We start from the raw sequence: 14,325 nt of genomic DNA on the forward strand, positions 1-14,325 counted from the left end.
TCCCAACCTCAACACCGGCTCTTCGGATCGGCCACTCCGGGGCCCGTCACGCCCCAGCCTAGAACGCCCCTGCCAGCCGTGTCTTGACACAGAGGGGAGACATGGGCGTGCACAAGGGAAGCGGCCGCGGGGGAGTGCCGGCGCCTGTACCTCTCGCCGTGCCCGGGATGCGACGAGGGCTCCGGCGACGCCGGAGCCCTCGTACTCGAACCTGTTGAGGTCGAGCCCTACGTGCACACGTGACTAAATGTCGTAGTAGTGACTGACTGACCCATGCTGACCTGCGCAGACTCTAGGAGATCTTGGTTACTTGTACCACGCTTGTAACGGAGGGCGGTTCCTTCTCGGGCGGCGCCGGGTTGGCGTCGTCATCGATGGTTGCACCCCGAGGCGCGAATCTAGTTCGAACAGGGTGTCCGCCATCAGAAGGCGGCACCTACGTAGCGTTCGATCAGTTCTCGCTCGGTGGTGGGGTCGTCCACGGGCCAAGTGATCATGCTGAGTACGACTCGAATGAGCCATTCGGCGCCGAGATCGTGTTCTTCGCCGAGGTCCATCAGAGACGCAGCGAGACGGTTCAGCATTTCGGAGTGGGTGAAGTAGGTGTCGTCGAAAGCCGGGGGTGACTTGACGAACTCAGCCAGGGTGCGGTCGCTGCGAATCGCTTGGACTCCGGCAAGGATCGACTCGATGACCAGTTGTTTGCCCTGCATCCCGCGAGTCTGCGTTCGCACCTGTTCGACCACGGTAGTCGCGGCTAGGCCTACCAGTGTGTCCACAAGGCTGCGCTTGTTGCCCACGAACCGGTAGACGGTCGCGCGTGAGCACCCTGCTCTGCGGGCGACCTCTTCCAAGCTGAACGTCTTGGGACCGCGCTCGCGCAGGACGTCGCTGCCGGCTGCGTAGATGCGTTCCAGGGCGGCTTCCCTTCGACTGCCAGGAATGAGCCATGCGTCGGAATCTGGCATTTTGTACCCTGACGTTACTGAGCGATTTAGTCTCACGGTGAGACGATTGTAAGGCTAGCGAAGACCCCGGTCCCGGGCGGCCTGGTGGCCTCCAAGAGGCGGCGCGCTTGGTCTGAGACGGCCTCCCGATGACTCGTCCCCGCCAGGCGTCTCAGTCATTCAAGAGGCCTTGTGGGTGCACGTCTCCGCGGTTGAGGATTGCTCCTGAGACGGAGGATCGTGATGACAACCCGCACACGCACAGACGGTGCCCCTGACCTGTTCAAGGTGGTCGGCACTGCAGCATGGCTGAACTTCGAGGGTGCCGCGCGCACCGTGATCCGCGGCCGTCGCGGCTGGGTGGGGGCGGTCAATACCGACTACGATCCCTTGGATCCACGGACGGCGGCCCAGCCGCATGCGGCGTATCGACGCCTTCATGAGACGGGGCGGGTGCACTACAACCCGCGTCGGGCCATGTGGGTCCTCTCGCGCCTCGACGACGTCCGCGCCACACTGAGAGCCACCGACAAGGTGACCAGCAGTCAGGGGGTCACCCGGTTACGGATCCAGGCGCCGCTCGTCGTCCTCACTGACGGCGAGGAGCACGCCCGGCTACGCAAGCAGATACAGCCCATGTTCACCACAGGTGCGATGGCCTCCTGGCGCGCGATGGCGGAGAAGCTGGCCTCCGAGATGGTCGACGAACTCGTGCGTGCTCCCGGCTCGGACGTGATGACGACACTGGCCACTCCGCTACCGATGAGCCTGATCGCTCACATCATGGGTGTCTCCGATGGCGACTTCGACGACTTCCGCCGATGGTCGGAGACGACGGTGCGCATCATGGACGCGAATGCGACGCCGCTGGGCATCCGGCACGCACGAGATGCCGCGACAGGCCTGGCGTCCCTGCGGCGGTACTTCACCGAGCAGTTCGACGCTGGGAGGATTCGGGAGTCTGACTCGGCTCTCGGTCGACTCATGAACCACAGTGAGAACGGTGCTCTCACCGGCAACGACCTGTTCATGATCGCGATGCTGCTCCTCGTGGCTGGTAACGAGACCACGACGAACCTGCTGGGCGGGATGTTCGAGACGTTTGCTCGCAATCCGGAGGAGTACGACCGCGTTCGACAGGATCCTGGTCTGGTCCCGATGGCGATCGAGGAACACCTGCGGTTCTCCAGCCCCATCCAGAATCTGTACCGCTACACGCGCGCTGACTACGACATCGCCGGTGTCACCATCCCGCGAGGGTCCAGGGTGTTGCTGTCCTTCGGTGCTGCGAATCGGGACCCCGAGGCGTTCGAGGAGCCCGACACCTATCGGGCTGACCGCAACCCCAGGATGCACGTCGGGTTCGGGCACGGCGCACACCTGTGCGTCGGAGCACCGCTCGCTCGGATGGAGGCCCATGTCGTGCTCACCGAGCTCCTCGGTCGCGTCTCGAGGATCGAGCTGTCCGGTGACCCGACATGGTCGACCAACAGCTCGTTGCGCGGGCCCACCAGACTCCCCGTTCGACTGGTCACCACGTGATGCGCCTCGCCTGTCGCCGCTTCGCGGATAGCCCGCTCCGGTCGTAGACGTGGCGCCGAGTGCGCCGAGCTAAGGGCGGCCGCTCCCGCTCAGGACGGCCGACCCCCCTGGTCCGAGGCGCCCCACGTTGCGGAACTCGCTCGGCGACTGCCCGGTCCAGCGCTTGAAGGCGTGGGAGAAGTTCCCAGGATCGCCATAGCCGAGATCGACCGCGATCTGACTGATCGTCAGGGAGTGGTCGAGAAGCAGCACGATGGCTCTCTCGCGCAGCAGGGACTGTCGGACCTGACGGAATGTCGTGCCCTCGTCCTCGAGCCGTCTCTTCATGGTGCTGGTGGAGACGTCGAGGAGTGCGGCGATGTCCCGGCTGCTCGACCGTCCTGGGTCCTGCTCGAGCAGTCGTCGCACCCGCTCCGTCACGCTGGTGGCACTGGTACTGCGGTCGAGCATGCGGCGCAGCTCGGCGATGGCCAAGCCGTAGGCGACCGGGTCCGGGAACCGGCAGCGGACACGAAGGGCCTCGGCCGGCACGTCGATGAAGGACGTGTGCGCGTCGAAGTCCAACCGTTCGCTCATCAGGTCGGTGCGAGTCTCCACAACTCCGGGGGCAGGCCATGCCAGCTGCAACGTCACCCCTGGTAGCGGGCCGGCCAGCAGGTCGAGTAGTCGAAGCAGCGCCGCACCACCGTAGGTGATGACCAGGCAGTCGAGATCGGGATCGCCGGTCTGACCGCTCAGCCCCACTGTCAAGCCGTGCTCGCCCGGGTGGAAGTGAGGGCGAAGAGCGCCGGAGATCACGGGCAGATACCCCAGCAACTGGAAGATCTCGTCCACCGAGCCAGCGCTGACCAAGGGCAGGCTCAGCGGGCCGAACGAGGTCAGCTGGGCCTTCTCGGCGAAAGCGAGCCCGAGGTAGGTAGCACCGTCGGGGTCGAGGTCCGGGTAGACCTCGCGGAACCATCGGATGGGCACTTGCCGGTCGCGCTGTACCAGTTCGACCTCCGAAGTGCCCTGGAGTTCGATGATCCGACGGAAGTGCGCGACGGCGCTGGGCTCAAGCGCGTCGCTGTTGAGGAGCTGGACGAACGCCAGCGGAGGCACGCCGGGTTCGGGAACTCTCACTGCACCTCCTGAGCCGAAATCACAATATATTGACGTAGGTGACCATAGCCACAGCCTGACGGGGAGACACAGGATTGAGGGCCGGTCTACCAAGGAGTTTCTTCATGTCCGTTGTCACCTTCATCTCCCACGACGGGGAGAAGCACGAGACACCGCTGGAAGAGGGTGTCTCGCTGATGCAGGTCGCCGTCGACAACATGGTTCCTGGAATCGACGGGGACTGCGGCGGCGAAGCCGCCTGCGGTACGTGCCACGTGGTCGTCGAGGACGGATGGATCGACCAGGTCGGCCGTTCGGGTCCCGTGGAGGAAGAGATGCTCGCCATGAACCCCGAGCGCGAGCCGAATTCCCGGTTGTCGTGCCAGATGCGGTTGAGCGACAGCCTGGACGGCCTCGTCGTCCGGCTCCCCGAGTTCCAGCTGTGACTGTCGAGAGGAACATCGCACCATGACGACCCTGACCACCGTGACCGACGCCATGACCGAGCGAGCTCAGTCCATCGTCCCCATGAGCATGCAGATCCGCGGGGCGCACCTGTACGACCGGGCGCGTCGCTTCGTGACCCGTACCAACGGGCAGAAGATCTTCGTCGAGAAGCCGATCCCCCCCGTGGAGGAGGTTGCCCTGGTCGACATCGACCTGAGCAACCCGTTCCTCTATCGGCAGGGCAAGTGGCAGTCGTACTTCGAGCGGGTGCGCAACGAGGCTCCCGTCCACTTCCAGGCCAACAGCCCGTTCGGTCCCTTCTGGTCGGTCACCCGCCACGCTGACATCATCGCGGTCGACAAGGACCATGAGACGTTCTCGGCTGAGCCGTTCATCATCATCGGCGAGCCGCCGCGGTTCATGGATGTCGCCATGTTCATCGCCATGGACCCGCCCAAGCACGACCGGCAGCGCGCCGCCGTCCAGGGCGTCGTGGCTCCGAAGAACCTGCGCGAGATGGAGAGCCTGATCCGCTCGCGGGTCCAAGAGGTGCTGGACGACCTCCCGATCGGTGAGCCCTTCAACTGGGTCGACCGCGTCTCCATCGAGCTGACTGCGCGGATGTTGGCGACACTGCTGGACTTCCCCTACGAGCAGCGCCGCAAGCTCGTCGAGTGGTCGGACCTGGCCAGCTCCATGGAGCAGGCCAACGGCGGCCCCTCGGACAACGACGAGGTGTTCCGCGGATTCGTCGACGCAGCGCAGGGGCTGAGTGCTCTGTGGCGCGACAAGGAGGCGCGGCTGGCGGGGGGAGAAGAGCCTGGCTTCGACCTGATCACGATGCTGCAGCGCAACGAGGACACCAAGGACCTCATCGATCGTCCCATGGAGTTCCTGGGCAACCTCGTCCTGCTCATCGTGGGTGGCAACGACACGACGCGGAACTCCATGAGCGGTGGGATCCTCGCCATGAACCGGTTCCCGGACCAGTTCGAGAAGCTCAAGGCCAACCCGGACCTCATCCCCAATGCGGTCTCGGAGATCATCCGGTGGCAGACACCTCTGGCCTACATGCGGCGGGTCGCCAAGAAGGACACGGTGCTCAACGGACAGTTCATCCGCAAGGGCGACAAGGTCGTCATGTGGTACGCCTCGGGCAACCGTGACGAGCGAGTCTTCGACCGGCCCGACGACCTGATCATCGACCGCAGCAACGCACGCAACCACATCTCCTTCGGCTTCGGAGTCCACCGCTGCATGGGCAACCGGCTGGCGGAGATGCAGCTCAAGATCCTCTGGGAGGAGCTGCTGCCGCGCTTCGAGAAGATCGAGGTCGTCGAAGAGCCTGAGTACGTCCAGTCCAACTTCGTGCGCGGCATCAGCAGGCTGATGGTCACCCTGACGCCGAAGACCCAGGCGTGACCGAGGGGAGGGCGCTGGTCGTTGGCGCCAGCCACGCCGGTGTCCAGGTGGCCGCCGGCCTGCGGCAGCAGGGCTGGTCAGGAGAGGTCGTCGTGGTCGGCGACGAGCCAGCGCTGCCCTACCACCGTCCTCCCCTCTCCAAGGCCTACCTCGCCGGCACGAGCAGCCTGCAAGACCTCGCTCTGCGCAAGGCGGAGTTCTACGCCAAGCACGACATCCGCCTGGTGCAGTCGACGGTCACGCAGGTCGATCGTGCCGCGCAGCAGGTGGGGCTGAACGACGGCACCACGATGGGCTACACCCATCTCGCCCTGTGCACGGGTGGCCGGGTGCGCACCCTGGACGTGTCCGGTATCGACCTGCCCGGGGTGTTCTACCTTCGGACCTTCGCAGACGTCGAGTCGATCCGGGCCTTGGCGGCTTCCGGCAGCCACGCCGTCATCGTGGGCGGCGGGTACGTCGGCTTGGAGACAGCCGCGTCCCTGCGCGCTCTCGGCCTGGACGTGACAGTCCTGGAGGCCGCCGAGCGCGTGCTCGAGCGGGTCACAGCACCCGAGGTCTCGGCGTTCTACGAGCGGGTCCACCGCGACGCCGGCGTCGTGATCCGGACGGGCGCCCAGGTCAGCGCCATGGCCGGCGACCAACGCGTGCGTGAGGTGGTCCTGCGGGGTGGTGAGCGGATCCCGGCCGATCTCGTCGTCGTCGGGGTGGGCTTGGTTCCCAACACCGAGCTGGCAGCCGAGGCTGGCCTGTACGTCGAGAACGGGATCGTGATCGACGACCTGGCTCGCACCAGCGACCCCCGCATTGTCGCCGCCGGCGACTGTGCCAGTCACCGGATGGCTCGCTACGACCGCCTCGTGAGGTTGGAGTCCGTGCCCAGCGCCGGGGAGCAGGCGAAGACGGCCGCCGCGACACTGTGCGGCAAGGAGAGGCCGATCGCAGCGCTGCCTTGGTTCTGGTCCGACCAGTACGACCTCAAGCTGCAGATCGCGGGGTTGAATCTCGGCTACGACGAGCTTGTGCTGAGCGGCGACCCCTCTCGAGATCGCGACTTCACCTGCTACTACCTCCAGCAGGGACGGCTACTGGCCGCGGACTGCGTGAACCGACCGCGGGACTTCCTGAAGGCCAAGCAGCTGATCAGCCAGGGCCTCGGGGTCGACCGAGCCCAGCTCGAATCTGCCGCGGCCGCATCCTGACGACCCCTGTCCCCCGTCTTCCGGGTCCACCCGACGCGCTGGCCGACCGGCCGCGTCCCTGCCCCCGAACAGCTTCGATACCCAAGGAACCCCCATGCAGAGCACCATGATGAACGTCCCCCTCACCACCGCCGCTATCCTGCGGCACGGTTCGCGCGTGCACCCCACGGCCCGTGTCCGGACGATGCAGCCGGACGGCTCGGTCAAGGTCGGCACCTTCGCGGACGTCGCTCGCCGCTCGGCGCAGCTGGCTCAAGCCCTGCGCGACTGCGGCGTCACGGGCGACGAGCGGGTGGCGACCCTGATGTGGAACAACCAGGAGCACGTCGAGGCGTACTGTGCAGTGCCCTCGATGGGCGCGGTCCTGCACACTCTCAATCCCCGCTTGACCCCTGAGCAGCTGATCTACATCGCCAACCATGCCGACGACCGGGTGGTCATCGTCGACGGCACGCTGGCTCCCCTTCTGGGGGCGGTCCTGCCGCACCTCGCCGGAGTGCGCACGGTCGTGGTGACGGGCGCCGTCGACCTGGCGCCACTGCAGCGTGAGGGCCTCAACGTGGTGGCCTACGAGGAGTTCATCGCCGGCCGGCCGGAGACGTTCGACTGGCCGGAGCTCGACGAGTTCTCGGCCGCGGCCATGTGCTACACCTCTGGCACGACGGGCAACCCCAAGGGCGTTGCCTACAGCCACCGCTCGACGTACCTGCACTCGATGGCGGCATGTGCCGCCGACGGGCTGAGTGTTACCGGTGACGACGCGATCCTGGCAATCGTCCCGATGTTCCACGCCAACGCCTGGGGTCTGGTCTACGCAGCGCTGATCGCTGGAGCGGATCTGGTCATGCCTGACAGGTTCCTCCAGGCGGAGCCGTTGGTCCGCCTCATCGCCAGCGAGCGCCCCACGATCGCCGGCGCGGTGCCGACGATCTGGAACGACGTGCTCCACTACCTCGAGGCCAACCCCGGGTCTGACATCTCCTCGCTGGGGCTGGTGGCGTGCGGGGGGTCGGCTGTGCCGCTGCACCTGATGCAGATCTTCCAGGAGAAGTACGGCGTGCAGATCGTGCAGGCATGGGGGATGACCGAGACCTCGCCGCTGGCTGCCATCGCCCGGCCTCCGGCGTCGGTGAGCGAAGAGGAGCACTGGACGCTGCGCGCCTCCCAGGGCAGGCCCGTCGCGGGCGTCGAGCTGCGGCTGGTGGACGACGAGGGCAACGAGGTACCGCACGACGGTGAGTCGGTCGGGGAGATCCAGGTGCGCGGTCCGTGGATCACCGGGGCGTACGTCGGCGGTGAGGAGACGGACAAGTTCGACAACGGGTGGCTGCGGACCGGGGACGTCGGTCGCATGGACGATCGCAGCTTCATCACCCTGACCGACCGCACCAAGGACGTCATCAAGTCAGGCGGGGAGTGGATCTCGTCGGTGGAGCTCGAGCTGCTGCTCGCCGGTCACCCCGCCGTGCTGGAGGCAACAGTCATCGGTGTGCCGGACGAGAAGTGGCAGGAGCGCCCTCTCGCGGTGATCGTGACGCGGGAGGGCGCCGACGTGACCCCCTCGCAGCTGAGGGACTTCCTGGACGGCAAGGTGGCCAAGTGGTGGCTGCCCGAGCGGTGGTGCTTCGTGCCCGAGGTCCCCAAGACCTCGGTTGGTAAGTTCGACAAGAAGGTGCTCCGTGCCCAGCACGCAGCCGGCGCCCTCACGGTCGTGGATATCTGAACTGCACCCCCTTGGCGGCGAGATCTACGCGAACGTGAATGCGCGGGCGGCCGTCCCCACTCACGCAGCAAGGGTCTCGGCGACAGATCAGGGCGCTAGCACTGCCGTCAACACCAAGCAGCCACGACCACGGTCTGCCCCGGGTCTACTCATCGCTGCTGTCCTGGAGGCCGCGTGAGTGAAGCCCATGAGCGCAGGCACCCCGGAGGGCCATGACTCGGTTGGCCGTGACGATAATCCCGGTCACGGCGCCAACTGCCCATTGTGGCTCAGTTCCAAGTGGCGCAAGGCGAGGGCCACCTCGCTGCTCGTCGGCCCCAGATCGCGGCCGAGGAGGGTGGTCGCCTTCTGGAGCCGGTAGCGAATGGTGTTGCGGTGCACTGAGAGTTCAGCTGCCGTCCGATCGATGCTGCCGCCCAGAGCCAGATACCTCGCGACGGTCTTCCGGAGGCTGACCTCATGGACCGCATGGCCGGCCAAGTTGCCTAGTGTGCGCCGCATGAAGTCGTCCACCTCCTCGTTGCATCCGAGGAGCACGAGGGCTTCGTGATGAGCGTGGAGGAAGACGCCCCGCTTGTCGGGATGCACGATGTCCAGTGTCCTCCGAGCCAGTTGATGAGAGGACGCGAAACCAGCCAGCCCAGGTCTACTCGGCCCTACAAGGACACGCAGATCGCCAACAGGGCTGTTGGACAGCGTCAGCTCCGCGTCGGGGGTCAGCTGTCGACTGGTCGAAGTCCACATCCAGGCCTGACGGCCGCCCGGACGCACTACCAGCGGCGGCCGCAGCCCCGCCTCCGCCGCCAGATGTCGGCACGATTCCTCGAGCGACTCGACAGCATCCTGCTCCTCGCCGGCTGCCAGGATGAAGGCAGTGTGGTACCCCGTCATGGGATATCCCCCCAGCTCGGCAGAGAGTCGCCGGATGTCCAGCGCCTCTCCGTCCAGCACCCGTGACACCGTTTCCATCCAGCGCGCGTTCTGCCCGATCTCAATGCGACGGCGCGCCTCGTGGTAGATCCGACTGGTCTCGTTGATGGAGCGATCGATCCAGTCGGACGCTCGCTCCCACAGGAAAATCAGCAGTTCTGTCCGCTCGGATCGGGCATCGTCGATCTCGGCGATCAGATCTGTGACATAGCCCCACGTGCTCTGCTGTGCGATGCGGTATACGCGATTGAGGGTCTCGAGCGGGAGCGACGTCTGTGCCGATTCGCGCGCGATGTGTACGGCGGTAGGAACCAGGACGAAGGCCGTTTGCGGCTGCGTCAGTTGGTCGAGGAAGCCGGTCCAGTGTTCGCGGATCGCTGCTTCGATCCCCTCGGGCAGGCCGGGTCGGGAAGCCAGTTCCGGGACCTCCTCCAGGATCGTGTAGGCGGTGCGCTCCACCCAAGCCTCAACCTGGCTGGCGCTCGACTCTTCGAGGACAAAGAGTGTCACCCATTCCTCGACCCACGGCAGTGGACGTGTCGGCATCTGGCTCCTGTGGTCGAGTCGACGGCTTAAGAACCGCCATGATTGTGCAAAGATACAAGAACTAGTTACGCGTTGGGCATCATTGACGAGACATACGCCCCGCCCTCTCTGTGTAATCGCGGTCACATCGTGAATCGGAAGGGTGAGCGCATGGGGATGCGGGGTGGACCTGCCGCGACAGAAGCGTCGCCGAGGGCTGTTCGAGTGTTACCAGTTCAGCGGGGGTGTTGTTCGGTGGGCTTACATCAGTCGCCCCACGGTCTCGACGACCCTTCGTGGGCTGAGAGCATCCCGGGCCGCGTCGCACGATGGTGACGGCGACTACCCCCCGGGACGCGGTCCAGCGGCCCGGACCGTCCGGCTTGACGCCGAGCTCGCGAAAGATGGCCAACGAGGCCATGAGTTCGAGCGTGTTCGTCCAGGCGCTGAGCACGTTCGGCGACTTCTATTCGTTCACCGGCAATGTCTTCAAGCAGATGTTCACCCGTCGCTTCCAGTTCCGCGAGTTCGTCTCCCAGGCATGGTTCCTCACGACCGTCTCCTTCGCGCCGGCCATCCTGGTCGCCATCCCCTTCTGCGTCGTGATCATCTTCCAGGTCAACCAGTTGCTGATCCAGATCGGCGCCGTCGACCTGGCTGGAGCGGGCGCGGCCGTGGCGGTGGTCCGTGAGATCGGACCCATCGTGAGTGTTCTGGTGGTGGCCGGCGCCGGTGCCACCGCGATCTGCGCCGACCTCGGCTCGCGCAAGATCCGGGACGAGATCGATGCCATGGTGACCCTCGGCATCGATCCCATCCAGCGACTCGTCGTTCCGCGCGTCCTTGCCTCCATGCTGGTCGGCGTCGCGCTGAACGGAGTGGTGACCGTCGTCGGCATCGTGGGGGGCTACATCTTCTCGGTTGTCCTCCAGGGAGCCACGCCCGGTCTGTACGTCTCCGACCTGACCCTGCTCGTCGGTCTCGCGGACTTCATCACCTCCGAGATCAAGGCCGCTGTCTTCGGCATGTTGGCCGGTCTGACCGCGTGCTACCTCGGGCTGAATGCCAAGGGCGGCCCCAAGGGCGTTGGAGACGCCGTCAACCAGACCGTCGTCTTCGCCTTCATGCTGCTGTTCGCCGCCAACAGCGTGATCAGCGCCATCTTCCTCCAGATCAAGTTGGGAGCCTGACATGGCGGTCCACGCCACCACGCCGCGTCCGAGGCAGCGAGCGCTGCGCCTGGGCCACGTGGCGAGTCGACCGGCCCAGGGGCTTCGAAATCTTGGCGACCAGCTCGGCTTCCACACCTCGGCCTATCGTGCGATGCCGCGCGCGATCCGAAGCTACCCCAAGGAGATCATCCGGCTGCTCGCCGAGGTGTCCCTCGGCTCGGGTGCCCTGGCCCTGATCGGCGGCACCGTGCTGGTCATCGGCTTCCTGACGGCCGCATCCGGAATCGAGGTGGGGCTGCAGGCCTACACCTCTTTCGACAACATCGGGGTCTCCGCGCTGTCGGGCTTCTTCTCGGCGTACTTCAACACCCGTGAGGTCGCCCCCATCATCTCCGGCATCGCGCTCACCGCCACGGTCGGCGCCGGTTTCACCGCCCAGATCGGAGCGATGCGGGTCAGCGAGGAGATCGACGCGATCGAGGTCATGGCTGTGCCTCCCATCCCGTACCTCGTCACCACCCGCATCATCGCCGGCTTGATCGCCGTCGTGCCGTTGTTCACGATCGCCCTGATGTCCTGCTGGCTGGCCACCGAGCTCGTGGTGACGGTCGGTTACGGCCAGGCGTCCGGCACCTACGAGCACTACTTCGACACCTTCCTCGTGCCCACGGACCTCTTCCTGGCCGGCATCAAGGTCCTGATCATGGCGCTGGTCATCGTGTCCGTGTGCTGCTTCCACGGGTTCCGTGCCAGTGGAGGGCCGGCTGGAGTGGGTCAGGCGGTGGGGCGGGCGGTCCGCTCTGCGCTGATCGCCACCATGTTCGTCGACCTGATCTTCGCGCTCGCCGTCTGGGGCGGGCCGTCGGTCCACATCGCGGGGTGAAGACCATGGTGCAAGCTCGAGGGATCGACCGGCAGTTCCTGTCCGGCCTGACCATCATCGTCCTGCTGGCGGCGGTCGTCGTGGGAACGCTCATGCAGTACAACGGGGTCTTCCGGCCCAGCGTCGACGTCGTGGTCGAGGCGGACCGCGCTGGGATCACCATGGCGCCGGGGGCGCCGGTGAAGCTGTACGGCGTCGAGGTCGGCGCCGTGAGCGACGTCGATATCGACGGCGACCGTGCCGAGATCACCCTCGAGCTGGAGCCGGACCAGGCCGACTCCGTGCCACGCGACGTCACCGCGCAACTCGTGCCGCCGACCGCATTCGGTGCCAAGTACGTCCAGCTGACTGTCCCGGAGGGAGCGAGCTCGGAGTCGATCGAAGCCGGCGACGTCATCCCGGCGAGCGCCACCACGGTGGAAGTGGACGAGGCATTCACCAATCTCAGCGCCGTCCTCGAGGCTGCACGCCCAGCCCAGGTCAGCGAAGCCTTGAGCGCTGTGGCGGGGACTGTGGACCAGCGTGGTGAGATGCTGGGAGAGCTCATCACCCTGACCGATAACTACTTGACGTCCTTCAATCCCTCGCTCCCGGCCCTCAGCGAGGACCTGCGGCGCCTCGACGACGTGGCCGCGGTGTACGACCTGGCCCGGGACGATCTCATCACCACCTTCGATGGTGCGGCCACGACGTTGGAGACGGTGGTCGAGCAGCAGGCGTCGCTGCGCGCCCTGGAGCTGAGCCTCACCTCCTTCAGCAGCGAGGGCGATGCCCTGTTGAGGGACAGCGGTCAGGGACTCAGCACCTCCTTGCGGTTGCTCGATCCCGTGACCCGGTCACTGGCCCGGTACTCCCCGGAGCTGCCGTGTCTCATCGAGGGCCTGGCCCAGGGCAACGAGCTCGCGGAGATCGCGGTGGGAGGCATCAATCCGGGCATCACCACCTTCACCCACGTGGTCCGCGGTCGGGAGCCCTACCAGTACTCGTCCGACCTCAAGCTGCTGGGCGAGAACCGGGGTCCCAACTGCTTCGGCCTGCCGTACGTGACGCCGGAGGAGGCGTCGCTCACCTATGAGCCGACCTTCGCGACCGGGGTGAATCCGTTCACACAGTCATCCGAGGGAGCCCCTGGCTCCGCCGACGTGCTCGATATCTTGGGAATAGGGGGTCGCTGACGTGGCGACGAGTCCAGTGCGAGCCAGGGAGCGGGCCGATCTGCTCAGGCTCGTCTCCTTCCTGGTGGTCGCCGCGCTCGTGACGTTCTGGGTGGGTGCCGTGACCAGCGAGTACCGCTCCGGGGGAGCGGCGCCTTACCGAGCCGCCTTCGCCGACGTGTCGGGTCTTCGTCAGGGAGACCAGGTCCGGGCCGCGGGCGTCAGGGTTGGCGAGGTGACGGACATCGACGTCCGGCCGGACAGCACGGTCGTCGTCTCCTTCGAGGTCGATGACGCCCTCGTCCTCGACGAATCGACCACGGCCACGATCGAGTACCGCAACCTCATCGGCGACCGGATCGTTCAGCTGGCCACGACCGGCGGAGCCAGTGCGGCCGAGCTGTCACCGGGAGGAATGATCTCGATCTCCAACACCGCCTCAGCGCTCGACCTCGACACCCTGCTCAACGGATTCAAGCCGCTGTTCGCCGGCCTCAACCCCGCCCAGGTCAACGATTTGTCGCAGCAGCTGGTGCAGGTGCTGCAGGGTCAGGAATCGGCCGTCGAGACGTTGACGACCCGCGTCGGCTCGTTCACCTCCGCGATCGCCCAGCGCGAGCAGCTGATCACCCAGGTGATCGGCAACCTGAACGAAGTCCTGGAGACCGTGGATGGGCGTCGCGACGAGCTCGGGCAGGTGATCGACGCGCTCGACATCGTGCTGACCCGCTTCGACGAGCAGGACACCGAGATCCTGATCGCGGCCGACAAGATCGATCGATTCGCCCGTGAGGCATCGGGACTGCTCGCCCGAGCCCGCGGCGACCTCACTCCCGACCTGCGTGCGCTGACGGTGGCGGCCCGCGGTCTGAACCTGGAGAAGGAGGAGCTGGTCGCCGTGCTGCAACAGCTTCCCCGTCACTATCGCAAGCTGCAGAACGCCGGTTCCTACGGCAACTTCTTCAACTTCTTCCTGTGCGGTGTCCGGGTCCAGACCGACGTCGTGGCCGGTGCCCCGGTCCTGACGCCCTGGATCAACTCCGATGCTGAGAGGTGCCAGGCATGAATGGCTTGCTTCGTGGTCGTGCTCGCCGCGGACTTGTGGGCACGGTGGTGATCGTGCTGGTGGTCCTGGCCAGCCTCAACTTGAACCGGTTGCCCCTGGTGGGCAACAGCGACGTCATCCATGCCCGGTTCGCTGAGGCGGGCGGTCTGCGCGGGGGGGACTCGGTGATGGTCTCCGGAGCCGAGGTCGGCAAGGTGCGATCACGGGGCCC

At 66.1% G+C, this 14,325-nt stretch carries 12 protein-coding genes; 9 read left to right on the plus strand and 3 right to left on the minus strand.

Annotated features, from left to right (window positions below; genetic code table 11):
- Positions 1 to 422: 422 nt before the first annotated feature.
- Entirely contained in the window at positions 423 to 968 is a 546-nt protein-coding gene (locus A6R01_RS08545) for a TetR/AcrR family transcriptional regulator (protein ID WP_166191367.1), read from the minus strand.
- A gap of 222 nt (positions 969 to 1,190) precedes the next feature.
- Between A6R01_RS08545 and A6R01_RS08550 the strand changes: the two genes are divergently transcribed.
- Positions 1,191 to 2,489 (plus strand): cytochrome P450, encoded by a 1,299-nt coding sequence (locus A6R01_RS08550; RefSeq protein ID WP_166191369.1) that lies wholly within the window; start codon positions 1,191 to 1,193, stop codon positions 2,487 to 2,489.
- A 69-nt stretch (positions 2,490 to 2,558) separates the two neighbouring features.
- Here A6R01_RS08550 and A6R01_RS08555 read toward each other — a convergent pair whose 3' ends face one another.
- Entirely contained in the window at positions 2,559 to 3,611 is a 1,053-nt protein-coding gene (locus A6R01_RS08555; RefSeq protein WP_166191371.1) for an AraC family transcriptional regulator, read from the minus strand.
- Between the two features lie 104 nt (positions 3,612 to 3,715).
- On the opposite strand from A6R01_RS08555, the gene A6R01_RS08560 reads away from it, so the two are divergent.
- The 4 genes from A6R01_RS08560 to A6R01_RS08575 all read left to right on the plus strand — a co-directional run bounded on the left by A6R01_RS08560 (position 3,716) and on the right by A6R01_RS08575 (position 8,384).
- Positions 3,716 to 4,036, plus strand: coding sequence for a 2Fe-2S iron-sulfur cluster-binding protein (locus A6R01_RS08560; protein ID WP_179616234.1), 321 nt, complete (start codon positions 3,716 to 3,718; stop codon positions 4,034 to 4,036).
- A 22-nt stretch (positions 4,037 to 4,058) separates the two neighbouring features.
- Positions 4,059 to 5,459: a cytochrome P450 gene (locus tag A6R01_RS08565; protein ID WP_179616235.1), complete on the plus strand. Its 1,401-nt coding sequence runs from the start codon at positions 4,059 to 4,061 to the stop codon at positions 5,457 to 5,459.
- Positions 5,456 to 6,661, plus strand: coding sequence for an FAD-dependent oxidoreductase (locus A6R01_RS08570; RefSeq protein ID WP_179616236.1), 1,206 nt, complete (start codon positions 5,456 to 5,458; stop codon positions 6,659 to 6,661). The genes A6R01_RS08565 and A6R01_RS08570 overlap by 4 nt, the downstream gene beginning before the upstream one ends.
- Positions 6,662 to 6,755: 94 nt before the next feature.
- A complete protein-coding gene (locus A6R01_RS08575; protein WP_292605034.1) occupies positions 6,756 to 8,384 on the plus strand; it encodes a fatty acid--CoA ligase in 1,629 nt (542 codons plus the stop codon).
- A 243-nt stretch (positions 8,385 to 8,627) separates the two neighbouring features.
- Here A6R01_RS08575 and A6R01_RS08580 read toward each other — a convergent pair whose 3' ends face one another.
- Positions 8,628 to 9,773, minus strand: coding sequence for a helix-turn-helix domain-containing protein (locus tag A6R01_RS08580; protein ID WP_292605035.1), 1,146 nt, complete (start codon positions 9,771 to 9,773; stop codon positions 8,628 to 8,630).
- A gap of 470 nt (positions 9,774 to 10,243) precedes the next feature.
- Between A6R01_RS08580 and A6R01_RS08585 the strand changes: the two genes are divergently transcribed.
- The 4 genes from A6R01_RS08585 to A6R01_RS08600 are packed head-to-tail and all read left to right on the plus strand — an operon-like array spanning position 10,244 to position 14,114.
- Positions 10,244 to 11,029: an ABC transporter permease gene (locus A6R01_RS08585; RefSeq protein ID WP_179616239.1), complete on the plus strand. Its 786-nt coding sequence runs from the start codon at positions 10,244 to 10,246 to the stop codon at positions 11,027 to 11,029.
- A 58-nt stretch (positions 11,030 to 11,087) separates the two neighbouring features.
- Positions 11,088 to 11,894 (plus strand): ABC transporter permease, encoded by an 807-nt coding sequence (locus tag A6R01_RS08590; protein ID WP_292605036.1) that lies wholly within the window; start codon positions 11,088 to 11,090, stop codon positions 11,892 to 11,894.
- A 5-nt stretch (positions 11,895 to 11,899) separates the two neighbouring features.
- On the plus strand, positions 11,900 to 13,069 hold the full coding sequence (locus A6R01_RS08595) for an MCE family protein (protein WP_292605062.1): 1,170 nt from the start codon (positions 11,900 to 11,902) through the stop codon (positions 13,067 to 13,069).
- A 1-nt stretch (position 13,070) separates the two neighbouring features.
- Positions 13,071 to 14,114, plus strand: coding sequence for an MCE family protein (locus A6R01_RS08600; protein ID WP_292605037.1), 1,044 nt, complete (start codon positions 13,071 to 13,073; stop codon positions 14,112 to 14,114).
- The last annotated feature ends 211 nt before the right edge of the window (positions 14,115 to 14,325 follow it).

The organism is Nocardioides sp. REDSEA-S30_B4 (genome assembly GCF_001627265.1).
Taxonomy (GTDB): Bacteria; Actinomycetota; Actinomycetes; order Propionibacteriales; family Nocardioidaceae; genus Nocardioides.